The 20,739-nt window shown below is 70.0% G+C and carries 19 protein-coding genes; 13 read left to right on the forward strand and 6 right to left on the reverse strand.

Translation table 11 applies throughout. The features are described 5' to 3' along the window. Positions 1-103: 103 nt before the first annotated feature. Genes BST40_RS10950 through BST40_RS10960 form a run of 3 tightly spaced genes read right to left on the reverse strand, consistent with a single transcriptional unit; the run spans position 104 to position 3,771 of the window. Positions 104-1,945, reverse strand: coding sequence for a CheR family methyltransferase (locus tag BST40_RS10950; RefSeq protein WP_075547817.1), 1,842 nt, complete (start codon positions 1,943-1,945; stop codon positions 104-106). A 58-nt stretch (positions 1,946-2,003) separates the two neighbouring features. Further along, positions 2,004-2,762, reverse strand: a complete 759-nt coding sequence (locus BST40_RS10955; RefSeq protein WP_083154260.1) for an STAS domain-containing protein — start codon at positions 2,760-2,762, stop codon at positions 2,004-2,006. Further along, positions 2,755-3,771, reverse strand: coding sequence for a chemotaxis protein CheB (locus BST40_RS10960; RefSeq protein WP_083154241.1), 1,017 nt, complete (start codon positions 3,769-3,771; stop codon positions 2,755-2,757). Before BST40_RS10960 ends, BST40_RS10955 begins: the two co-directional genes overlap by 8 nt. Positions 3,772-3,901: 130 nt before the next feature. Between BST40_RS10960 and BST40_RS10965 the strand changes: the two genes are divergently transcribed. Together BST40_RS10965 and BST40_RS10970 are read left to right on the forward strand one after the other, a co-directional pair. Further along, positions 3,902-4,888: a glycosyltransferase gene (locus BST40_RS10965; RefSeq protein ID WP_208618905.1), complete on the forward strand. Its 987-nt coding sequence runs from the start codon at positions 3,902-3,904 to the stop codon at positions 4,886-4,888. Beyond that, on the forward strand, positions 4,885-6,093 hold the full coding sequence (locus BST40_RS10970) for a glycosyltransferase (protein ID WP_083154243.1): 1,209 nt from the start codon (positions 4,885-4,887) through the stop codon (positions 6,091-6,093). The genes BST40_RS10965 and BST40_RS10970 overlap by 4 nt, the downstream gene beginning before the upstream one ends. An 18-nt stretch (positions 6,094-6,111) precedes the next feature. Here the strand turns inward: BST40_RS10970 and BST40_RS31090 are convergent, their stop codons facing one another. Next, positions 6,112-7,011: a glycosyltransferase family 2 protein gene (locus BST40_RS31090; protein WP_176357731.1), complete on the reverse strand. Its 900-nt coding sequence runs from the start codon at positions 7,009-7,011 to the stop codon at positions 6,112-6,114. Between the two features lie 82 nt (positions 7,012-7,093). Here BST40_RS31090 and BST40_RS31095 point away from each other — a divergent pair, with 82 nt between their 5' ends. The 10 genes from BST40_RS31095 to BST40_RS11025 all read left to right on the forward strand — a co-directional run bounded on the left by BST40_RS31095 (position 7,094) and on the right by BST40_RS11025 (position 18,078). Continuing rightward, entirely contained in the window at positions 7,094-8,077 is a 984-nt protein-coding gene (locus BST40_RS31095) for an NAD-dependent epimerase/dehydratase family protein (protein ID WP_176357732.1), read from the forward strand. An 8-nt stretch (positions 8,078-8,085) separates the two neighbouring features. Beyond that, a complete protein-coding gene (locus tag BST40_RS10985; protein ID WP_075547882.1) occupies positions 8,086-9,726 on the forward strand; it encodes a carbamoyltransferase family protein in 1,641 nt (546 codons plus the stop codon). Then, positions 9,723-11,216, forward strand: coding sequence for an HAD-IIIA family hydrolase (locus BST40_RS10990; protein ID WP_075547820.1), 1,494 nt, complete (start codon positions 9,723-9,725; stop codon positions 11,214-11,216). The genes BST40_RS10985 and BST40_RS10990 overlap by 4 nt, the downstream gene beginning before the upstream one ends. Then, positions 11,213-12,244, forward strand: a complete 1,032-nt coding sequence (locus BST40_RS30760) for a glycosyltransferase family 9 protein (protein ID WP_241780274.1) — start codon at positions 11,213-11,215, stop codon at positions 12,242-12,244. The genes BST40_RS10990 and BST40_RS30760 overlap by 4 nt, the downstream gene beginning before the upstream one ends. Then, positions 12,241-12,810, forward strand: coding sequence for a D-sedoheptulose-7-phosphate isomerase (locus BST40_RS30765; RefSeq protein WP_075547821.1), 570 nt, complete (start codon positions 12,241-12,243; stop codon positions 12,808-12,810). The genes BST40_RS30760 and BST40_RS30765 overlap by 4 nt, the downstream gene beginning before the upstream one ends. Further along, the gene (locus BST40_RS30770) at positions 12,807-14,198 is read left to right on the forward strand and encodes a PfkB family carbohydrate kinase (protein WP_075547822.1); all 1,392 of its coding nucleotides are present in this window, start codon (positions 12,807-12,809) and stop codon (positions 14,196-14,198) included. Before BST40_RS30765 ends, BST40_RS30770 begins: the two co-directional genes overlap by 4 nt. Before the next feature lies 1 nt (position 14,199). Continuing rightward, positions 14,200-14,901, forward strand: a complete 702-nt coding sequence (locus BST40_RS11010; protein WP_075547823.1) for an SDR family oxidoreductase — start codon at positions 14,200-14,202, stop codon at positions 14,899-14,901. Then, positions 14,892-15,839, forward strand: a complete 948-nt coding sequence (locus BST40_RS11015) for a glycosyltransferase family 9 protein (RefSeq protein ID WP_075547824.1) — start codon at positions 14,892-14,894, stop codon at positions 15,837-15,839. The genes BST40_RS11010 and BST40_RS11015 overlap by 10 nt, the downstream gene beginning before the upstream one ends. Then, positions 15,836-17,140, forward strand: a complete 1,305-nt coding sequence (locus tag BST40_RS11020) for a UDP-glucose dehydrogenase family protein (RefSeq protein ID WP_083154249.1) — start codon at positions 15,836-15,838, stop codon at positions 17,138-17,140. Before BST40_RS11015 ends, BST40_RS11020 begins: the two co-directional genes overlap by 4 nt. An 86-nt stretch (positions 17,141-17,226) precedes the next feature. Continuing rightward, on the forward strand, positions 17,227-18,078 hold the full coding sequence (locus BST40_RS11025) for an SDR family NAD(P)-dependent oxidoreductase (RefSeq protein ID WP_158006357.1): 852 nt from the start codon (positions 17,227-17,229) through the stop codon (positions 18,076-18,078). A gap of 76 nt (positions 18,079-18,154) precedes the next feature. Here BST40_RS11025 and BST40_RS11030 read toward each other — a convergent pair whose 3' ends face one another. Then, positions 18,155-18,916 (reverse strand): cutinase family protein, encoded by a 762-nt coding sequence (locus BST40_RS11030; RefSeq protein WP_075547886.1) that lies wholly within the window; start codon positions 18,914-18,916, stop codon positions 18,155-18,157. 189 nt (positions 18,917-19,105) lie between these two features. Here BST40_RS11030 and BST40_RS11035 point away from each other — a divergent pair, with 189 nt between their 5' ends. Then, positions 19,106-20,062: an esterase family protein gene (locus BST40_RS11035; RefSeq protein WP_075547827.1), complete on the forward strand. Its 957-nt coding sequence runs from the start codon at positions 19,106-19,108 to the stop codon at positions 20,060-20,062. A 5-nt stretch (positions 20,063-20,067) separates the two neighbouring features. Here BST40_RS11035 and BST40_RS11040 read toward each other — a convergent pair whose 3' ends face one another. Then, the gene (locus BST40_RS11040; protein ID WP_075547828.1) at positions 20,068-20,640 is read right to left on the reverse strand and encodes a hypothetical protein; all 573 of its coding nucleotides are present in this window, start codon (positions 20,638-20,640) and stop codon (positions 20,068-20,070) included. Between the last annotated feature and the right edge of the window lie 99 nt (positions 20,641-20,739).

The following is a 20,739-nucleotide window of genomic DNA, read 5'->3' on the forward strand; positions in this document are numbered from 1 at the left end:
TTCTTGGGGCGTTCCGCGACGCGCGGAGACTACCCGCTATGCCGGAAGTGAAACCGCCGCAGAGGTTGTTTTCGCATTCCGGACCGATCGCCCGGTGCGGCTGTCAGCCGACGACCTCCATGAGCAGCAGCGCCCCGCCGATGAGGTCCCCGGCCGAGCGAAACGATGTGCAGGTGACGCGCACCTGAGCCGGGCGGCCGCGGCGGTTGACCGCATCGAGCACCGTTTCACCGAAACTGTCGGGGTCCACGAAGGCATTGCCGATCAACGGCCGCAGGTTCTCCATCGGCAGTCCGATATCCAGCGAGGTCAACGCCGAACCCGTCGCCTCGTCGGCTCGCAGCCCCCACAGGTCCTCGCTGCCGCTGTTCCACACCACCACCCGCATCTCCCGGTCCACCACGACCATGCCCAGCCGGACCGAGTTGACCAGCGAGTCCAGCAGATCCTTCAGGTCGTCCAGCTCGAGGGTGCGTTCCCGCAGAGCGTCGTTGATGGTGTGCAGCTCGTCGTTGGTGGAGTGCAGTTCCTCGTTCATGGTTTCGAGTTCTTCGTTGGTGGACTGCAGTTCCTCGTTGGTGGTCTCGAGCTCTTCCACCGTCGACTGCAGTTCCTCGTTGGTGGTCTCCAGCTCCTCGTTGGTGGACTGCAACTCCTCGTAGGCCGTCTCCAGCGCCCGGTTGGTCGCGACGACCTTGTCGAGCAGCGCGCGGGTCGCGGTGACGTCGAAGAACACGATCGAGACCCCGAGCAGGCCGTTCTGGGCGTCGATGAGCGGGTTGACGTGGATCTCGAACCACACCGTGTCGGCGCCCGGCCGCTGCCATTTGACGTCCTGAATCCGCGCCGGACGGCGCTCCACCTTGGCCTGCTCCAGGTAGGCGCGCAGCTCGACGGGCCGGTAGGACACTTCCAGATCACGCAGCAGCCGTCCGATGTCGCGGGCCGAAAGGCCGAACACCGTCTCGGCCTGCTGGTTGATCATGGCGACGGTGTCCTCCCGGGTGACCACGATCTGGGCCACCGGGCCGGCGCGAAAAGCCAAGTCCCGCAATGTTGTCAGGCCCGGCGAGTCGCCCTGGCGGTCATACAGCGCCGCCGCCGGGTCGTAGCGGTTGACGTTGGCGTGCGGTCCGGCGGCCTTGCGGAAGATTCGGTTCTTGAGGTTCAGCGGGGTGAATCGATCGCCGTGACTGAGCAGCATCTCGGCGTGCCCGAGGAATAGGGTGCCCTGTGGTGCCAGCGCGAAATGCAAGCGGCTCAACACGTTTCGCTGAGTTTCGGCGTTGAGGTACATCAGCGTGTTGCGGCACACCAGTAGGTCGACGCGGGAGATCGGCGCATCCTTGACCAGGTCGTTGCGGCCGAAGATGACGGTGCGACGCAGATCTTTGCGAAACACGTAGCGGCCGTTGAGCTGTTCGAAGTAGCGGGCCAACAGATCCGGCGGCACCGGCTCGACCGCCTTGGCATCGTAGGCGGCGATGCGTGCCTCGGCGAGCGCGTCTTCGTCGATGTCGGTGGCGTAGATCTTGACCCGTTGCCGGAACGCGTCGGCGCCCAGCGCCTCGGCCAACAGCATGGCCAGGGTGTAGGCCTCCGGGCCGGAGGCGCATCCGGCGCTCCAGACCCGGACCGGGTCGTCGGGACCGCGCTCGGCCAGCATCCGCGGAATCACGTCGGCCCTGACGAAATCCCAGGTCTCCTGGTCGCGGAAGAAGGCGGTCACGTTGATCAGGATGGTGTTGAACAGGGCGGCGAATTCGTCGGAGCTGGCCTGCAGGACGTCCAGGTAGTCGTCGAAGCCGGAGTAGCCGGCCTGATCCATCCGGTGCCGGACCCGGCGCATCAGCGACGCGCGCTTGTACCCGGTGAAGTCGAAGCCGCGGGAATCCCGCATGTAGCGCAACAAGGCCTCGAAGGACTCGTCGGTTGTGGCGTTCATGGCTGTGACGTCCGCATTCGGTGAGGGGGTCCGACGGACTGGAACACTACTCGCGACGTCACAGCCCGTTTTCGGGACCGACGAGCGCCCACACCGTCTTGCCCGAGGAGGTCGGTGTGCTGCCCCACGCGCGGCAGAGGGCGGCGACGATGGACAGGCCGGACAGCATTTCGGCGCCGTGCCCGGCGTCTTCGTGTCGCACCGCGGGTCGATAGCTGTGGTCCTCCACCGCCACGGTGACGGTGTCTCGGTAGCTCTCCAGCACCAGTACCGGCGCGCTGTCGGTGTGCGCGAGCACGTTTTCTACCAGCACCGTGGCCACCGTGGCGGCTACGGCAGCGAGATCGCTTCTGGCCCATGCGGTTAGCCACGCCTGGATCAGTGAACGGGCCACCCGGACGCTGACCGCGGTCGGCGGAAGCTGGGCCCGGGTACGCCGCCGGACGTGTAGCGACGGTTCCGCCACCGCGGCGAGCGCGGACTCCCGGGTCGGGTGCGCCGGCACGTATCGCGCCACCCCGACCCTGGTGATCAGCCGCCGCGTCTTTGGGTCCTCGCAGGCAAGCAGCATGGGCACATCCGGCCAGGTGCTGACGTGCCAGCGGGCACTGGTGAACACCGACCAGGCCGAGGCCGATGGCACCGACAGGCGGTTCACGTCGACGATCACCGCGCGCGGTTCTTCCAGCGCCGCCTTAATGACGGCGTCGCGCAGCTCGCGGTAGGTCAGGCTGTCGAGCACGCCCTCGACCACCAGGACCGCTGTGTCGTCCTGGTGCTCGGTGTCGACCACCACGTGCCGGTTGTGCTCAGTCATCGTCATCGCCCGGGTGGCCCCGGTGGGGAACGCCGGCCGACAGCCGCTGGCTTAGCACGGCCAGCGCCCGCTCGGTCTCCTCGGCCCGGGCCGAGTAGCGCCGAAAAACCGGACCGTGACCGGCCTTGTCGGCCAGGTGCCGCGCCAGTCGGGCTTTCTCCTGCAGGCTGCGCAGCGCCACCCACAGTGCGCCCTCGATCTCGTCGTCGCGGGCGGTCAGCAGGGCGTCGGCCGTCCAGGCATGGCCGACGCGGCAGCGATAGTGGCCCTCGCCGATGGATACCAGCGAACCGTGGCAGTCCGGGCAGGTGTACCCCGAAGCCGTCCCCAGTTGCTGGGTGTCGAAGTCGGTCGAGAAAGGTGACGCCATGGCGATGCGGTTCTCCAGCTCCAGCGCGATATCGGGTTCCATGGTGAGCTCCTTGATTTCCCGGTGCGACAGCTCCTTGAGGACTGCCCCGATGTCGGCGGCGGCCGCCTCCCGGTCCAGCACGCCGGCGTGTCGGGCATTGGTCGGCATCGACGGAAACAGGGCATCCTCGGCTGTTTGGCCGATGGTGGTGCCGCCGCGGGCGCGGATTGCCGCGAGCCCCAGCACGCCGTCGTCGAGCACGCCGGACAACAACACCCCGATCGCGCGCGGCCCGAAGGCCAGCGCCGCCGACCGAAACAATGCGTTGATCGCGGGACGATGCCCGTTTTCGGTCGGCCCTTGCGACAGCACCACCCGGTGGTCGCTCACCAGCAGATGACGATCCGGCGTGGCCACATAGATGCGTCCCTGCTGCAGCGCGGCGCCGTGCTCGGCGGGCACGGCCGGCAGCGGCCCACTGCGATCGAGGATCTGCGACAGCACGCTGGGTGCGCCCGGCGGCAGATGCAGGGTCACCAGGTAGGCGTAGGGCAGGTCGGGTGACAGGCCGGACGCCAGACAGCGCAGCGCTTGGACACCGCCCGCCGAGGCGCCCACCACCACGCCGCGCAGCTTGCTGAATTCGCTTTCCTGCATGACAACCCTGAATACCCAGTTCAAGGTTAGGCAACCGCCTTGTCGGTGGGTAGGTCCGACGCGGAAGGGGGACCGCAAATCGTCGCGAAAAAGCCGTTTAGCGAATCACCTTAAGGGTACTTGGCTCGCCATGTCGCAGCGTGACGTCAAGACGGTCCTGGTGTGGCACGTGCACGGGTCCTGGACGCAGGCGTTCGTGGCGGGCCGGCATCGGTATCTGGTCCCGCTGGCCGGCGATGGTGGTGCCGAAGGCCGGGGCCTGGCGGGCCGGTCGTGGCGCAACGCGCGCGAGGTCGCGCTCGAGGAACTGGGCCGGCACGACATCGACGTCGTGGTGCTGCAGAACCCGCACGAGGCGGCGCTGTGTGCCCGGTGGACGGGCCGCCGTGCCGGCCGCGACGTGCCCGCGGTGTACGTCGAGCACAACGCACCGCGGCCGCACGCCGAGCGCAGCCGCCATCCGGTTGCCGACCGCAGCGACATCCCGCTGGTCCACGTCACCGAGTTCAACCGGCTGATGTGGGACAACGGGTCGGCGCCGACCCGGGTGATCGAACACGGCGTCGCCGATCCCGGCCCGCGCTACACCGGCGACATCCTGCGCGCGGCCACGATGATCAACGAGCCACTGCGGCGGTGGCGCACGGTCGGCGCCGACCTGCTGGAACCGTTGTCGGCATACGCGGCCGTCGACGTGTGGGGCATCGGCAGCGAGGCGCTCTCCGTCAACCGCGGTGCCGTGATGGGCCGCGGCGATGTTGCCGCTCCGCGGTTGTGGGAGCAGGTCGCTCGCAGGAGGGTGTACCTGCATACCGCGCGCTGGACGTCGCTGGGTCTGTCGCTGGTCGAGGCGATGTTCCTGGGGATGCCGGTAGTGGTGGCCGGCACCACGATGGTCCCGCTGCTGATGCCCGCCGAGGCGGGCGTGGTCAGCGCCGACGTGGACGCGTTGGGGCGCGGCCTGCGCGAGTTTATGAACGACCATGCCAGCGCGGTCGCCGCCGGCAAGGCGGCGCGGGAATTCGCCACCAGCCACTTCTCGCTGGGGCGCTTTCTCGCTGAGTGGGACCAGCTCATCGAGGAGCAGTGCAGTCGATCCCGAAAGGAGCCGGCATGAGGATCGCGATGATCTCCGAACACGCCAGTCCCCTCGCCCATCTGGGCGGCGTGGACGCGGGTGGTCAGAACGTGCACGTCGCCGAGCTATCGGCCGCGCTGGCCCGGCGTGGCCACGAGGTGGTGGTCTATACCCGGCGCGACGACTCCGCGCTGCCCGACTCCGTCGAGACCGGATCCGGCTACACCGTCGCGCATGTGGCCGCGGGCCCGGCTCGCCCGTTACCCAAAGACGAACTGCTGCAATACATGTACGGGTTCGCGCGGTACCTGGACGCGGACTGGCTGGGCGCACCGCCCGACGTGGCGCACGCCCACTTCTGGATGTCGGGCCTGGCCACGCAGCGGGCCGCCCGGCCGCACCGCATCCCGACCGTGCAGACCTTCCACGCGCTGGGCTTGGTCAAACGAGCGCACCAGGGCGTCGACGACACCAGCCCCGGCTGCCGGATCGGGGTGGAGGCCGTCGTCGCCCGCGACGCCGACTGGGTGGCGGCCACCAGCACCGACGAAGTGTTCGAGCTGGTCCGGATGGGCCGCGCCCGGTCCCGGACGTCGGTGGTGCCGTGCGGAGTCGACGTCGACGCCTTCACCCCGGACGGTCCGGTGGCCGGCCGCGGCGATCGGCCGCGCATCGTGTCGGTCGGACGATTGGTGCCGCGCAAGGGATTCGACACGCTGATCCGGGCACTGGCCCGAGTTCCGGATGCCGAGTTGGTGATCGTCGGCGGCCCCGACCGCAGCCCACTGGCCGACGAGCCGGAGGCGCGCCGATTGCAGGAGCTGGCCGGGTGGCTGGGGGTATCCGATCGCGTACAACTGGCCGGGGCGATCACCCGCGACGAGATGCCGGCCATGCTGCGGTCCGCGGATGTGGTGGCCTGCACCCCGTGGTACGAACCGTTCGGCATCGTGCCGCTGGAGGCGATGGCCTGTGGAGTGCCAGTGGTCGCCACGGCCGTAGGCGGAATGCGCGACACCGTCGTCGACGGCGTGACGGGCCGGCTGGTACCGCCACGGGATCCAGAAGCGCTGGCCCAGGCGTTGTCGTCGCTGCTACCGGATCGGCGCTGGCGCGCAGCGTTGGGCACGTCCGGCCGGGAGCGGGCCCGGACCCGCTACAGCTGGGACCGGATAGCGGCCGACACCGAACGCATCTACGACAAGGTGGTGCCGTCCCGGCGCATGGCCGCCAGGTCGGGGTGATTCGGATGACGTTGCCGTTCAACGACTTTCGATTAGCCGCAATGACCGCTCAACCGGCTCGGGTAGCCGGCGCCGCTGCCGCAGCGCCTTCGGCAGGGCGCTGAGCGCCTCGAATAACGCTGCGGCGTGGGCGGTGTCGTGTGTCGCGGCCCAGGCCAGCTCGGCGGAGGCGCGGATGCACCGGTCTACCGGCCGGCGCAGGCACGCGGTGAGCATTTCGTTGCGCAGCACCCGGGCATGCTGGACGCGGTCCGGTTTTCGCGCCGGAGACGGTCGGTGGTATGCCACCAGCGCCCGGCAAAAGCACAGATCCCAGCCCCTTGCGGCCAGATCCCAGGCCAATAACGTCTCTTCGCCCCGGAAGTGCAGGATCGGGCTGAATCCGCCGACGGTCTGGAATGCCGCCTTGCGCACCAGCGCCGAGCAGGCCTGGAACCCCAGGATGGACGGCCCGGGCAAGGCCGTGTGTCGACCGAGCGGACTGTTGGCGAGTTCGTCGACCACCGGGTCGTCACGGTGCTGCGGCCAGACGACGGTTCGGCCTGCCAGTAGCGCCACGGTGGGATACGCGTCGAACAGCACCTCGGCAAACTCGACGGCCCCGGGCGCCCACCAGGAATCGTCGTCGCAGAACGCGACAAAAGGTGTGCTGCATTGTGCCACACCGATATTGCGGGCTACGCCGCCTTGGTTGCGGGTCAGGGGTATGACGGTCAACCGGCCGCCGGAGCGGGCCGCGAGCCGGTCGGCGGCCGCCACCGAGTGGTCGTGGGATGCGTTGTCCACCACCACGATCGGGCAGCCGGTGGTGTCCAGCAGACGTTCCAGGACGGTGCACAGCTCGCTGGCACGGTCACGCGTCGCGATCACGAAGGACGTTCGGGGCCGGCATGCAGAGTTTGCAGAGGGGACCGCCATATCCGAGTCCACTACCCCGGAATTACGCTGGCAAAACACGTTTCATCATCGAATTCCCGGGTACCAGACGCGGGTGCCTGGAATGTCGCGTGTTTTGGTCACTGGGGGCGCCGGCTTCCTCGGTGTTCACCTGTGCAAACAGCTGTTGGGGGCCGGCGTCGAGGTGGTTAGCCTGGACGACCTGTCTACCAGCTCCCCGGCCGCGGCGGCGCGGCTGCGGGGGCGGCCGGGTTATCGCTTCGTGCCCGGTGATGTCTGTGATCCCGCAGTCATCGGCATGGTGGGCGTCGCCTTCGACACCGTCTTCCATTTGGCGTCACCGGCTTCACCGCTGGACTACCAACGGTTGCCGATTGCGACGCTGCGGGCCGGATCCGAGGGCACGGCCACTGCTTTGGAGATCGTCCAGCGTGGCGGTGGCCGGCTGGTGCTGGCATCCACCAGCGAGGTCTACGGCGACCCCCAGCAGCATCCGCAGCCGGAAAAATATTGGGGCAATGTCAATCCCGTTGGCCCGCGGAGCGTCTATGACGAAGCCAAGCGCTATGCGGAGGCGCTGGCCTTCGCCCACCATCGAAAGCACGGAACCAACGTCGGAGTGGTCCGCATCTTCAACACCTACGGGCCGGGTATGCGCGCCGACGACGGCCGGATGGTTCCGACTTTCTGCCGGCAGGCGCTGCGTGGTGAGCCGCTGACCGTATCGGGCGCCGGAACCCAGACCAGGTCATTGTGCTACGTCGACGACACCGTGGCCGGTCTGATCGCGTTGGCCCGCAGCGACTTCAGCGGCCCGGTCAACATCGGCAACCCCACCGAGCTGACCGTGCTCGAGGTCGCCGAGCTGATTCGTGCGTTGGCCGACAGCGGCTCGATCATCGAATTCGGCCCGCCGGCCGTCGACGACCCGCAGCGCCGCTGCCCCGACATCACGCTGGCCCGCCAACGGCTGGACTGGTGGCCGCGGGTCGACCACCGCACCGGGCTGAGCCGGACGCTGCAGTGGTTCCGGATGACGCTCGACCAGTCGCGGCGGACCCCGGCCCGCGAACCGCTGGCGACATAGGAGGTCCGGTGCGAATCCTGGGCGTCAATGCCGTATTTCACGATCCGGCCGCGGCTCTGGTGGTCGACGGGCAGGTGGTCGCGGCCGCCGAGGAGGAGCGGTTCTCCCGGCGCAAACACGGCAAGCCGGCGGTGCCCTTCTCGACCTGGGAGCTGCCCGTGGCGGCGATCCGGTGGTGCCTGGATCACGCCGGTCTGCACCCGGCGCAGATCGACGCGGTCGGCTATTCCTACGACCCGGCACTGATGTACGAGGAACCGCTCGACCCGGCCGGCCTGGACCGGGACTGGGAGCACTTGCGCACGCTGTATGCACTGCGCGCGCCGCGATTCCTGGCATCCGCCGTACCCGGACTCAATCCCGAAGTCGTGCAACACGTTCGCCACCATATCGCGCACGCGGCATCGACAGCGCTGGCCTCGCCGCACCCCGACACCGCGGTGCTGGTGGTGGACGGTCGCGGCGAACGAACCTCGATGCTAGCCGGGGTGTACCGCGACCACAAGCTCGACGTGCTGGCATCGCAGCGGCTGCCCGACTCGCTGGGGCTGCTCTACGAAAGTCTCACCGAGCACCTGGGTTTCGCGCGTTCCAGCGACGAGTACAAGGTGATGGCGATGGCCTCCTACGGCCGCCCTAGGTTCCTCGGAGAGCTGCGCGACCGGGTGTACGCCTGCGCCGACGGCGGGTTCCGCACCAAGCCCATCGAGTGGGAGGAGTTGGCGCCGCGGCGCGCCCCGGAGTCGCACGACCTCGATCCGGTGCACGCCGACCTGGCCTGCAGCGTGCAGCGCGTCATCGAAGAGGTGTTGCTGGACCTGGTCGGCTGGCTGCGCGACCGCACCGACGGCGACGCACTATGCCTTGCCGGCGGCGTGGCGCTCAATTGCGTTGCCAATACCCGCATCTACGCGGAATCCGGCTTCGACCGGGTATGGGTGCAGCCCGCCGCCGGCGACTCCGGCACCGCGCTGGGCGCCGCGCTGGCGCTGGCGGCAGCCTATGGCGAGCCGATCGCCCCGATGCCGACCGCGCGACTGGGCCGCGGCTGGTCCGACCGGCAGATTCGGGCCGCACTGGACAGCGCGGCAATCAGTTACGAAGAGCCACAGGATATTTCGTCTGCCATTGGTGACGCGCTGGCGGACGACCGGTTGGTCGGCTGGTTTCAGGGCCGCGCCGAGTTCGGTCCCCGGGCCCTGGGCGGACGCTCATTGCTGGCCGATCCCCGTGATCCCGCCAACCTGGAACGGCTCAATTCGGTCAAGGGCCGCGAACAGTTCCGGCCGGTGGCGCCAATGGTTCTCGCCGAACGTGCCGCCGAAATCTTCTGCCGCGGCCCGCTGCCCAGTCCCTACATGCTGTTCGTGCACGACGTCGCCGAGGCGTGGCGCGAGCGCATCCCCGCGGCCACCCACGTCGACGGCACCGCACGCATCCAGACCGTCGACAAGGACGCCGAGCCGCGGCTGCACGCGACGATCAGCCGGTTCGCCCAGCGGACCGGGGTGCCGGTGCTGGTCAACACCAGCTTCAACACCGCCGGACGGCCGATGGTGGACTCCCCGCGGGATGCGCTCGAGGTGTTCGGCAGTTCCCCGATCGACGTACTCGCCATCGGCCGCTACCTGGTCAGGCGCCGCCGATGAGTTCCGGCTACGCGATCGTGGTGCCCACTGTCGGCCGAGAATCATTGTGCCGCTTGGTGACCGCGCTAGACCAAGGTTCGGGCCCGGCCCCCGAAGAGGTGGTGGTGGTCGACGACCGGAAAGCCCCCGACGCCGCCCTCGACCTGGTCGCCGGCTTTCCGGTGCGGGTGCTGGCCAGCGGCGGGCGCGGCCCGGCGGCCGCACGCAACGTGGGATGGCGGGCCACCAACACCCGGTGGGTGTGCTTCCTGGACGACGACGTGGTGCCCGGGCCGCGGTGGCGCTCGGAGCTGTCCGCCGACCTGGCGGCCGCCGGCGCGGCCGGTGCGGACGGCTCCCAGGCGGTCATCGAGGTTCCGGCGTCCCGGTCCGGCCGGCCGACCGACGACGATCGCCGGACCCTGCGGCTGGCGTCGGCGCGCTGGATCACCGCCGACATGGCATACCGCCGCGCCGCACTGGTCACCGTCGGCGGCTTCGACGAGCGGTTCCCCCGCGCCTACCGCGAGGACTCCGACCTGGCCGTGCGGATCATCGCGGCCGGAGGCCGGATAGTGCGCGGCGGCCGGCGTAGCCGGCACCCCGTGGCCCCCGCCACCTGGTGGTCCAGCGTGCGTGCGCAGGCCGGAAACCGCGACGACGCATTGCTGCGCCGCAAGTACGGCCGGTCCTGGCGAACCATGGTCGGCGAGGGGCCGGGTCGGCTGCCGGCGCACCTGGCCACCACCGCGGCCGGCAGCGTAACCGTGCTCGCTGGACTACTACGCCGGAATTCGGCGCGCCGCATCGCGGTGACGCTCTGGCTGCTGCTGAGCGCGGAGTTCACCGCCCGGCGCTGGCTGGCCGGCCCGCGTTCTGCCGTTGAGGCTCTTCGACTTTCGGTGACCAGCGCGCTGATTCCACCGGCCGCGGTGGCGCACCGGCTGGCCGGCGAATGGGTGTTTCGCCGGACCCGGCGCGACCCGCCGCTGGCGGTGCTGCTCGACCGCGACGACACGCTCATCGTCGATCGGCCCTACCTGAACGACCCCGACGGTGTTCGGCCCACTCCCGACGCCGTGCGTGCGCTGCGGCGGCTGCGCGAACGCGGGCTGTTGCTGGCGGTCGTCACCAACCAGTCCGGGGTGGCCCGCGGGCTGATCAGCAGCGACCAGCTGACCGCCGTCAACGCCCGGGTCGACGAACTGCTCGGCCCGTTCGACTCCTGGCAGGTGTGCGTGCACGCCGAACTGGACGGCTGCGGCTGCCGCAAGCCGCGGCCGGGCATGGTGCTGGCCGCCGCCGAGGCGCTGGCGGTACCGCCCAGCCGCTGCGTCATGATCGGCGACACCGGCGGCGATGTGGAGGCGGCCCTGGCCGCCGACGCCGACGCGGTGCTGGTGCCCACCGCGCGCACCCTGCCGGACGAAATCGATCGCGCGCAGGCTCGCGCGCGGGTGGCCGCGACCCTGGACGAGGCCGCATCGCTGGTGTTGCGGGAGTGCCGATGAAGACCGCCTCGAGTACCGCGATGGTGGCGCGGCTCGACAGTGCCGGCGACGTGCTGATCACCGGCCCCGCGGCGCGGGCGGTGGCCGCGTACCACGACCGGGTCGTCATGCTGGTCGGGCCACGCGGCCGCGATGCGGCCGAACTGCTGGTCGGCGTCGACGAGATCGTGGAATGGCAGGCGCCTTGGGTGGATTTCGACTCGCCCGAGCTGACCGCCGCCCACGCGGAAGGGTTGGTCAAGCAGCTGCGCGACATCGCGCCGGCACGCTTGTACATCTTCACGTCGTTCCACCAGTCGCCGCTGCCGCTGGCGTTGCTGGCCAAGATGGCGTCGGTGCCCTGGGTCGGCGCGATCAGCACCGACTACCCCGGCGCGCTGCTGGATCTGCGATACCAGGCGCCCAGCGGAGTCCCCGAGCCGGAGCGGGCGCTGTCGCTGACCGCCGCGGCCGGTTGTCCGCTGCCACCCGGCGACGACGGCGCGCTGCGGATCCGGGCGCTCGATCCGCTGCCGAGCCGGCTGTCGACCCGGATCGGCCGGGACCCGTTCGTGGCATTCCATCCCGGCGCCGCCGTGCCGGCGCGGCAACCGAGCCAGGACCGCAGCGCGGCCATGGTGGCGGCGCTGGCCGGCGCCGGCTACCGCGTGGTCGTCACAGGTGGTCCCGGCGAGGCCGCGCTGGCCGCCGCGGTGGCCGGCGATGCGGCCGTCGACCTGGGCGGCCGGACCAGCCTGGCGGAATTGGCGGCGGTGTTCGCGGCGGCGCGCGTGGTCGTGGCGCCCAACACCGGGCCGGCGCACCTAGCCGCCGCCGTCGGAACCCCGGTGGTGTCGTTGTTCGCGCCCGTCGTCCCGGCCGCACAGTGGCGTCCCTACGGCCGGCGGGTCAGTGTGCTCGGCGACCAGTCCGCGCCGTGTCGCGCCAGCCGGGCCCGGGTCTGCTCGGTGCCCGGCCATCCCTGCCTGGACGGAATCAAAGACGCCGAACTGCTGGCTGCGGTGCGGTGGAGAGGAGGACCGCCATGATCGAAGTGCACTTCGACGCGTTGCGGGATGCGGTCGGCCGGACCAGTGCGCAGGCGCCGCGCCTGCGCAGGTGGGGCCGGCAGCTGGCGGGGGTGCTGAGCGGCGGCGGCCGGCTACTGGCATGCGGCAACGGCGGCAGCGCCGCCGAGGCCCAGCACCTGACGGCCGAACTCGTCGGACGGTTTCGCGACGAGCGGATCCCGTTGTCGGCCATAGCCTTACACGCGGACACCTCGGCGCTGACGGCCATCGCCAACGACTACGGCGAAGAGGAGGTGTTCGCCCGGGGAGTGCGTGCCCACGGCCGGCGGGGCGACGTGCTGGTGGCGCTGTCGACCAGCGGCAGCAGCCGAAATGTGCTGGCAGCCGTCAAGGCCGCACACGACCTCGACATGCTCACCTGGGGCCTGACCGGGCCGGCCCCCAACGTGCTGGCGTCGATGTGCCATGACGCGGTCACCGTGGACGCCCCGACGACGGCGACCGTGCAGGAGATCCACCTGCTGTTGGTACATGCGCTATGCATGGCGGTCGACGACGTGCTGCTGAGTTCGGAGAGAGCATGAAACCGCTTGTGATCATTGGTGATTCGATGCTCGACATCGATATAGACGGGTCGGCCACCAGGCTGAGCCCGGAGGCCCCGGTCCCGGTGGTCGACGCCGGGCAGCTGAGGCAACGGCCGGGCGGGGCCGGGCTGGCCGCCCTGCTGGCGGCGCGCACCGAAACGGGAGTGGTGCTGGTCACCGGGATCGTCGACGATGACGCCGGCCGGCAGTTGCAGGGCCTGCTGGCCGCTGCCGGGGTGCGGGTGCTGGGGCTGCCGATGCGCGGAACCACCGTGACCAAGACCAGGATTCGGGCGCGGGGACAGTCGCTGCTGCGCCTCGACGGCGGCGACGGTTCCCCGGTCAGCCGGCCGCTGGCCGACGAGGTCACCGAGGCGCTGGCCGGTGCCGGAGCGATCTGTGTGGCCGACTACGGCGGCGGTGTCACCGCGCTGCCGGAGATACGAGGAGTGCTGAGCCGGCTGGCACCGCGGATCCCGGTGGTCTGGGACCCGCATCCGCGTGGCGCCGCACCGGTGCCGGGATGTGTCCTGGTGACTCCGAATCAGCAAGAGGCACAGCACTTCTGCGGCGACAGCAGGGCCGGAGAACTGCTCCGCAGCAGATGGTGTGCGCAACTGGTGTGCATCACCCACGGCGAGCACGGCGCCTGGGTGTACGGAGCCGACGGCGACGCCGAGCACGTCAGGGTCCCGCAGCCGGCAGCGGCCGCCGGCGATGTCTGTGGAGCGGGCGATCGCTTCGCCGTCGCCGCGGCCACCGCCTTGGGAGCCGGGGCGGGGCCGATCGCCGCCGTGGTCGCCGCCGTCGCCGACGCCGCCCGCTTCGTGGCCACCGGCGGTGCGGCCGCGGTATCGACCCCCGTCCCGCGCGCTGTGTTGCCAACCGGCGCCCGGATCGAAGACCCCGCCGGCCTGGATCCGGCGGCGCTGGCCGAGCGGTTGCGCCGGGACGGCCGCACCGTGGTGGCCACCGGCGGCTGCTTCGACCTGCTGCACACCGGGCACATCAGGTTGCTGCGGCAGGCCCGCGAACTCGGTGACGCCCTGATCGTCCTGGTCAACTCCGACAAGTCGGTGCGCGCGCTGAAAGGCGACGGGCGTCCGGTGATGCGCGACGTCGACCGGGCGCGGGTACTGGGCGCCCTGGCCTGCGTCGACGCGGTGGCGATCTTCGACGAGCCGACTCCGGAGCGGCTGCTGGAAAACCTGCGTCCCGACATCTGGGTCAAGGGCGGCGACTATGCGCCGGCCGACCTCCCCGAAGCCGCCGTGGTGCGCCGCCACGGCGGTGAGGTGGTGATCCTGCCCACCGTGGCCGGCTACTCCTCGTCCCGGTTAATCGCCGCCGCGAGTTCGGGCGCTGGCCGTAACGAAAGGACCTGACATGACCGACGTGACGAATCCCCTTGGAGCCGTGCTGATCTCGGGAGGTTCCTCCGGACTGGGCGCGGCCACCGTCGCCGCGGTGGCTCGTCGCGGCGGCACGCCGCTGGTCATCGACAAGAAACCCCCGGCGGCCGACGTGCCGTACGCGGCCGCCGACCTGGCCGACACCGGCGCGGTCGCGGCGGCCGTCGAGTCACTGGCCGACCGGGTGGGCGGCCGGATCGCCGGGGTGTTCACCGCGGCCGGCATCGACTCCTGCGGCACCCTCGGGCAGGTACCCGCCAAGGAGTGGGAACAGGTGATCGCGGTCAACCTGGTCGGCACCGCGGCCGTCGTCCGCGCCACACTTCCCTACGTCAGGGCCAGCCACGGCCGCATCGTCACCTGTGCCTCCACCCTGGGCATCAAAGCGGTCAGTGACGCCACCGCCTACTGCGCCTCCAAGTTCGGTGTCGTCGGGTTCACCCGGGCCTTGGCGGCCGAACTGGCCGGGCAGGTCGGGGTGACGCTGCTGATTCCCGGCGGCATGTACACGCCGTTCTTCGACGGCCGCACCGAACAGTACAAGCCGCCGGCCGACGCCAAGCTCAACAAACCCGAAGACGTCGCGGCGACGGTGGTTTTCGCGTTATCCCAGCCACCCGGGTGTGAAGTGCGCGAGCTCGTGGTCTGCTCATCCACGGAGTCCTCGTGGCCGTAGCGTCGCCGGGCGCCACGGTCGTGGTGCTGCGGGCCCTCGGCCTCGGAGACCTGCTGACGGCGGTGCCCGCGCTGCGCGGGCTGCGCCGGCACTATCCCGGCGCCCGGATCACCCTCGCGGCGCCCGACGGCTATCGGGACCTGGCGCTGCTTACCGGTGCCGTCGACGACGTGTTGCCGACGGCGGGCCTGGGGGATGTGCGTCCGTTGCCGAAACCGCCCGCGCTGGCGGTCAATCTGCACGGCAGCGGGCCGGAAAGCATCGACCACCTCCTGAGATGGCGACCCGAGGCGGTGATCACCCATCGGCACCGTCGTCATCCCGAGCTGGCGGGACCGCCCTGGCGACGCGGCGCGCACGAGGTGGACCGCTGGTGCTCGCTGCTGCAATGGGCTGGAATCGCTTGTGAGCCAAGCGATGTGACCGTCCAGCGGCCACCGATCAGACACGGCCCCACCGGTGCGGTGGTGATCCATCCGGGGGCCTCGGCGGCGGCGAGACGGTGGCCGGCGGGGCGCTTCGCGGCCGTGGCCGCGGCACTGGCCGGCGACGGTCACCCCGTCGTGGTCACCGGATCGGCCGGCGAATCCGACCTGGCGCACGACGTCGCCCGGCGCGCGGGCCTGCCGTCGAACGCCGTCCTGGCCGGGGCGCTGGACCTGCCGAGGCTGGCCGCGCTGGTCGCCGACAGCCGGCTGGTGATCTGCGGCGACACCGGCGTCGGGCACCTGGCCGCCGCGACCGGCACCGCGTCCGTGGTGCTCTTCGGGCCCACCGCTCCAGCCCGCTGGGGTCCGCGTGGACCCGCGCCGCACGTCGCGCTGTGGGCCGGCGGCCTCGGCGATCCGCACGGTGACATGCCCGACCCGGGGCTGTTGCGCATCGATGTGGCCACGGTGCTCGAGGCCGGCCGGCGACTGCTGAAGGCGGCCGCATGAGTGCCCCGCCGCGAGTCGGCGTGGTCGGGGTCGGCTACGTCGGTCTGACCACCGCGGTCTGCATGGCCGCACGCGGGTTACCCACGATCGCCGTCGACATCGACGACGACAAGGTGCGGAAACTCTCGGCAGGAACACCGGTGATCGACGAACCCGAATTGCCGAAGTTACTGCGGGCCGGGCTTTCTCGTCGGTTGTTGAGCTTCAGCGCGAGTTTCGAAGTATTGGCCGACCGCGACGTCGTCTTCGTCTGCGCACCGACGCCAAGCGCTGGCGACGGACAGGCGGATCTGGGCGCGGTGCACTCGGTGGTCGACCGGCTCGCAGCTGTCCTTCGATGCGGCGCCATCGTCGCGCTGAAGTCGACGGTGCCCGTCGGGACTACCTCGACAGTGGCTAATCGACTGCGCGGCACCGGTATTCGAGTCGTATCGACACCGGAGTTCTTGCGCGAGGGACATGCCGTGCACGATTTCCGGAATCCGGACCGGCTGGTCATCGGCACCCTGGACGACGTTGCGGCGCAACGTGTTCGGGAGACATACGGCCCGGAGACCGAGCCGGTGTTGCGGATGACGCCGGAGAGCGCCGAGCTGGCCAAGTACGCCAGCAACGCCTTTCTGGCGGTGAAACTTTCCTACGCGAACTCGCTGGCGGCGCTGTGCACTCGGGTCGGCGCCGATATCGAGGACGTCACCGGCTGCATGGGCGCCGACCCCCGGATCGGAGCCGAATTCCTGCGGCCGGGCCCCGGGTGGGGGGGCTCATGTCTGCCCAAGGACACCGCGGCGCTGGTGCACACCGCACGCGGTCACGGCGTGTCCTTGGCCGAAGTCGAGGCGGCCCGGGTCACCAACGCCGTGCAGGCCGACCGGATTGCCGGCGCCCTGCGCCGCGCGCTGGGCCGTCCGTTGTCCGGCTGCCGGATCACCGCACTCGGATTGACCTTCAAGGCCAGGACCAGCGACACCCGGGATTCTCCCGCGTTGACAGCGTGCGCCGAGCTGGCCCGGGCGGGCGCACAGGTGATGGCTTACGACCCGCAGCTGGCCAACATCGACCCGGTGATCCTGCAACGGGCCGAGGTCACCGCCGTCGACGAACCTTACCGGGCCGCCAAGGCGGCCGACGGCATCCTGGTACTCACCGAGTGGCCGCAATTTCGCGATCTGGACTGGTATTCCATTGCCCGGGAGGCGCCCGCGGCCGTCGTCCTGGACACCAGAAACCTGCTGGATCCAGCAGGAATCCGCGCCGCCGGGCTGAGGTATCTGGGAAACGGCACGCCGCGGGGGTTCTGAACCGATGTTTAACCGCGGTTTCACCGGGTAGGACCTGGGCTGGGGGATGCCGGCGCTCGGGACCGGCAAGCGTGGAGGACGTGTCATTGACTGATAACAGGGTCATACCCATTCGCCCGGCCGCACACAGTAGTGACCCACACTGGCGTGACCGAAGACCGCACCAGCGCGGCGAAAACTCGCCCGGCGGGTTGGCCCTGGTCACCGGTGCCAGCAGCGGCGTGGGTTTCGCCTTTGCGAGCCAGTTCGCCCGGCGCGGATACGACCTCATCGTCGTCGACTCCGTCGATGAGATCCACACGGCGGCGGACGCTCTCAGCGGTCTGGGCACCAACGTTCAGCCGATCCAGGTCGACGCGCGGCTCGCCGAGCGGCCCGACATGTTGTACCGGCGGGTGCGGGCGGCGCGGCAACCCGTGGTGGCGGCCGCGCTGAACTCACCGGTCGACGGCTATGACCCCGACGACAGCTTGGAAAACGTGCTGCAGGAGATGGTGGCCGGCATCGGGCAGACCATGAGACTGGCTCGGCTGCTGGCCGAGGAGATGGTTGTGCACGGCCGCGGCGGCATCATCTTGACCGTGTCGCCGGCCAGAGCCGCATCGCCCCACCCGGCTCGCTGGGATCACTCGGACCACTATGTGGCGCTGTACCGGGCCAGCGCGGCTTTTCTCAGAGACTTCGCCCAGACGCTGCAAGGCGAGTTGGGCCAGAGCGGGGTGCGGGTTACCACGATGCTGCCGGAACCGGTTGGCGCCGGCAGTTCCCGGATGCACCGCGCACTGGCCAGGGTGGATGTGGCTCTCGACCACCTCAGCCAGCTGGCCGGCGCCGCGTGGCATCCGCGGATCCTGGCGGAACTGGCGCGCCGGCTAATCCGCGATGACGCGAAATGGCTGGTACGCCAGATCATCTCGCCGTCGGGGGACGCGGTGTGACGCGGTGGGTGCTGTGGGGTGATGGGGCACATTGGGCGCACCCACCGCGTCACCGGGTGGAACGGGCAGCCGTGAGTCAGTTGCCGAAGCCGCCGCCCGGAGACGCGACGGTCATGGGTCCGCCGGGACCTGCGCCCAGGCGGCTGGCGGCGAAGTCGACGCCCTTGCCGATCATGCCGCCGTCGTCGGCGTAGGTGTTGTGCGCGGCGAAGTTCATGCCGTCGGAGCACACCGGGTCTTCGGGGGCGCAGACCTTGATGGTCTTGCCCTGGTAGGCCGGGCCGATGGTGACCGGCGGCTCACCGAGGAAGTTCATGGCCCGAACGTTGGGTGGTCCGAACAGCACGACGGCGGCGACGTGGTTGGCGACGTCGGGTGCCAGCGGTTTGGGCACGGTCGCCGGGTCGACGCCGTCCGGCACCGCCGGGGACGTGACGAAGCCCATCACCGCCGCGCCCTGAGAGTAACCGCCGAGCACCATTTTGGTGTTGGGGCAGCTGCCGGCGGTGGAGACGACGTGTGCGCCGGCGTCGCGGACGCCGTCGACGCCGGTGTCCCACTGGTCGCTGGCGGGGTAGTTGACCGCGTAGACGCCCATCGAGCGGGCGACCAGACGGGAGCGCAGGCCGTCGACGAAGGCCTGTCCGGTAGGGCCGACACCGGGTGGTTCGCCGGTGCCGCGGGCGAACACCACCTCGACGTCGGGGCACGATTGGGCGGAGGCGGTGGGGATGGCAGTAGCCGGCAGGACGGTAGCGCTGAGGACCCCTGCGGCGGCTGCCGCGGGACCGACGAGACGGACAATACGAGAGGCATTCATGCCGCAGGAAGTGCCCACCCATCCGCATACCCAAACCCTGAATTTTTCGGCGCCTCGGATCGGCCCCGAATCGACCCGGCCGTCGTCACTTCCGGCGGTTGAAACCCTGCGGGCCGGGGTACCCGCAACCCGGTTTGGTCGGTAGGGCGCGGCTTGGCCCGGCACCTGAGCGAGCGAACACCAATCCTGCGATGAAAGGAGCCGGGAATGGGCACCCAGAACAATCGGGACAATCGTTGGAAGCGTCGATTAACCGTCGCCGCAGTCACGGCCGCCGCGCTGCCGTGGCTGGTGGGTGTGGTCGGGGGCGAACCGAAGGCGCGGGCGGCCGCGCCGGAGTTTCTGCAAGTGCCGTCGGCGGGCATGGGCCACAACATCACCGTGGAGTTCCAATCCGGCGGAGCCCCGGCCGTTTATCTGCTCGACGGCCTGCGCGCCCGCGACGACCGCAGCGGCTGGGACATCGAGACCAACGCCTTCGACGAATATGCGGGTTCCGGCATATCGGTGGTGGCGCCGGTCGGCGGGCGGTCCAGCTTCTACTCCGACTGGTACGGATCGGCCAACGGCCAGACCTACAAGTGGGAAACCTTCTTGACCAGCGAATTGCCCGCTTACCTGGCGAGCAGGGGGGTGCGGTCGACCCGCAACGCCGTGGTCGGCGTCTCGATGTCCGGGTCGTCGGCGATGATCTTGGCGGCCTATCACCCGCAGCAGTTCGCCTATGCCGCCTCGCTGTCGGCCTATATGACGCCGTCCAGCGGAAACGGCCCGACGCTGATCGGATTGGCGATGAACAACGAAGGCGGGTTCAACCCGCAAGATATGTGGGGACCGACGGGCGGTCCCGGGTGGCAGCGCAACGACCCCACCGTGCAGGCCGGACGATTGGCCGCCAACAACACCCGGCTGTGGGTCTACAGCGGTAATGGCACCCCCTCCGAAATCGGCCAGGGCAGTATCCCGGGACAGGTCATCGAACAGGTGGTGCTGCAAAGCAATTTCGCGTTCAAAGATGCCTATACCGCTGCCGGCGGCCACAACGCCGTGTTCAACCTCGACAACAACGGCGTGCACAGCTGGGGCTACTGGGGAGCCCAGCTGGCGGCGATGAAGCCGGACATGCAGCGGACGCTGGGCGCCAGTGGCGGCGGGCAGACGTGACGCTCTCAGCCGCGTAGGCCGAGCCGGCCGGCCAGCATCAGGAATGCGGCCGCGAAATCGTTGTCGTCGGTGGCCTTCTCGAGGTGGTCCCAGTCCAGCTGTTCGCGCACCGCGCGGGCGGCCGGTATCAGGTCGGCGAAGTTGCAGTGATGTTCGGTCATGGCGCGCAACTTCTGGGTGAAGACCGTCGTGGGCGGCAAAACCGGCATCGAAATGGCAAGCACCACACGCTCTTCGGCGCCGTCGAGGTCCGCCGGCCGCACCGGCTCACCGTTGACCCGGTGTAGCACGTCGACAACCCACTCGCCGTTGCGCGCCTTGAGCAGCCAGTCTTCCGGTGGGCGTTCGATACAGAAACCGGCGTCGGCGAGCGTGGCGGCCGCAGCCGCCACGTCGGCCTCGGCGACCACGATGTCGACGTCGTGACTGGGTTCCGGTGCGCCATAAGCCCATAACGCGTAGCTGCCGGCCAACGCGAAGTGCGGCCCGTGTTCCTTGAGGGCTGACGCGGCGTGGCGTAACGATTCCCGCAGCCCCGGGTACTCGGCACCGCCGGTGCGGCTGGTGGGCTCAGTCATTGTGGGTAGTGCATACCCTGCCGGAGTCGTCGGCAACCCGGCCGACCGTGACTGCCGGGGACTATCGGGCAGCCGTTTAATCACCCGCCGAAATCGGGT

This window comes from Mycobacterium persicum (assembly GCF_002086675.1).
Classification (GTDB): Bacteria; Actinomycetota; Actinomycetes; order Mycobacteriales; family Mycobacteriaceae; genus Mycobacterium; species Mycobacterium persicum.

What these genes read in the sequence shown, in the direction of transcription:
- BST40_RS11035 (WP_075547827.1), top strand. Translation starts at nt 19,106, where the DNA reads ATGGGCACCCAGAACAATCGGGACAATCGTTGGAAGCGTCGATTAACC.
- BST40_RS30760 (WP_241780274.1), top strand. Translation starts at nt 11,213, where the DNA reads ATGAAGACCGCCTCGAGTACCGCGATGGTGGCGCGGCTCGACAGTGCC.
- BST40_RS11010 (WP_075547823.1), top strand. Translation starts at nt 14,200, where the DNA reads ATGACCGACGTGACGAATCCCCTTGGAGCCGTGCTGATCTCGGGAGGT.
- BST40_RS10955 (WP_083154260.1), bottom strand. Translation starts at nt 2,762, where the DNA reads ATGACTGAGCACAACCGGCACGTGGTGGTCGACACCGAGCACCAGGAC.
- BST40_RS11040 (WP_075547828.1), bottom strand. Translation starts at nt 20,640, where the DNA reads ATGACTGAGCCCACCAGCCGCACCGGCGGTGCCGAGTACCCGGGGCTG.
- BST40_RS10950 (WP_075547817.1), bottom strand. Translation starts at nt 1,945, where the DNA reads ATGAACGCCACAACCGACGAGTCCTTCGAGGCCTTGTTGCGCTACATG.
- BST40_RS30765 (WP_075547821.1), top strand. Translation starts at nt 12,241, where the DNA reads ATGATCGAAGTGCACTTCGACGCGTTGCGGGATGCGGTCGGCCGGACC.
- BST40_RS31095 (WP_176357732.1), top strand. Translation starts at nt 7,094, where the DNA reads ATGTCGCGTGTTTTGGTCACTGGGGGCGCCGGCTTCCTCGGTGTTCAC.
- BST40_RS10990 (WP_075547820.1), top strand. Translation starts at nt 9,723, where the DNA reads ATGAGTTCCGGCTACGCGATCGTGGTGCCCACTGTCGGCCGAGAATCA.
- BST40_RS11020 (WP_083154249.1), top strand. Translation starts at nt 15,836, where the DNA reads ATGAGTGCCCCGCCGCGAGTCGGCGTGGTCGGGGTCGGCTACGTCGGT.
- BST40_RS10970 (WP_083154243.1), top strand. Translation starts at nt 4,885, where the DNA reads ATGAGGATCGCGATGATCTCCGAACACGCCAGTCCCCTCGCCCATCTG.
- BST40_RS30770 (WP_075547822.1), top strand. Translation starts at nt 12,807, where the DNA reads ATGAAACCGCTTGTGATCATTGGTGATTCGATGCTCGACATCGATATA.
- BST40_RS10965 (WP_208618905.1), top strand. Translation starts at nt 3,902, where the DNA reads ATGTCGCAGCGTGACGTCAAGACGGTCCTGGTGTGGCACGTGCACGGG.
- BST40_RS10960 (WP_083154241.1), bottom strand. Translation starts at nt 3,771, where the DNA reads ATGCAGGAAAGCGAATTCAGCAAGCTGCGCGGCGTGGTGGTGGGCGCC.
- BST40_RS31090 (WP_176357731.1), bottom strand. Translation starts at nt 7,011, where the DNA reads ATGGCGGTCCCCTCTGCAAACTCTGCATGCCGGCCCCGAACGTCCTTC.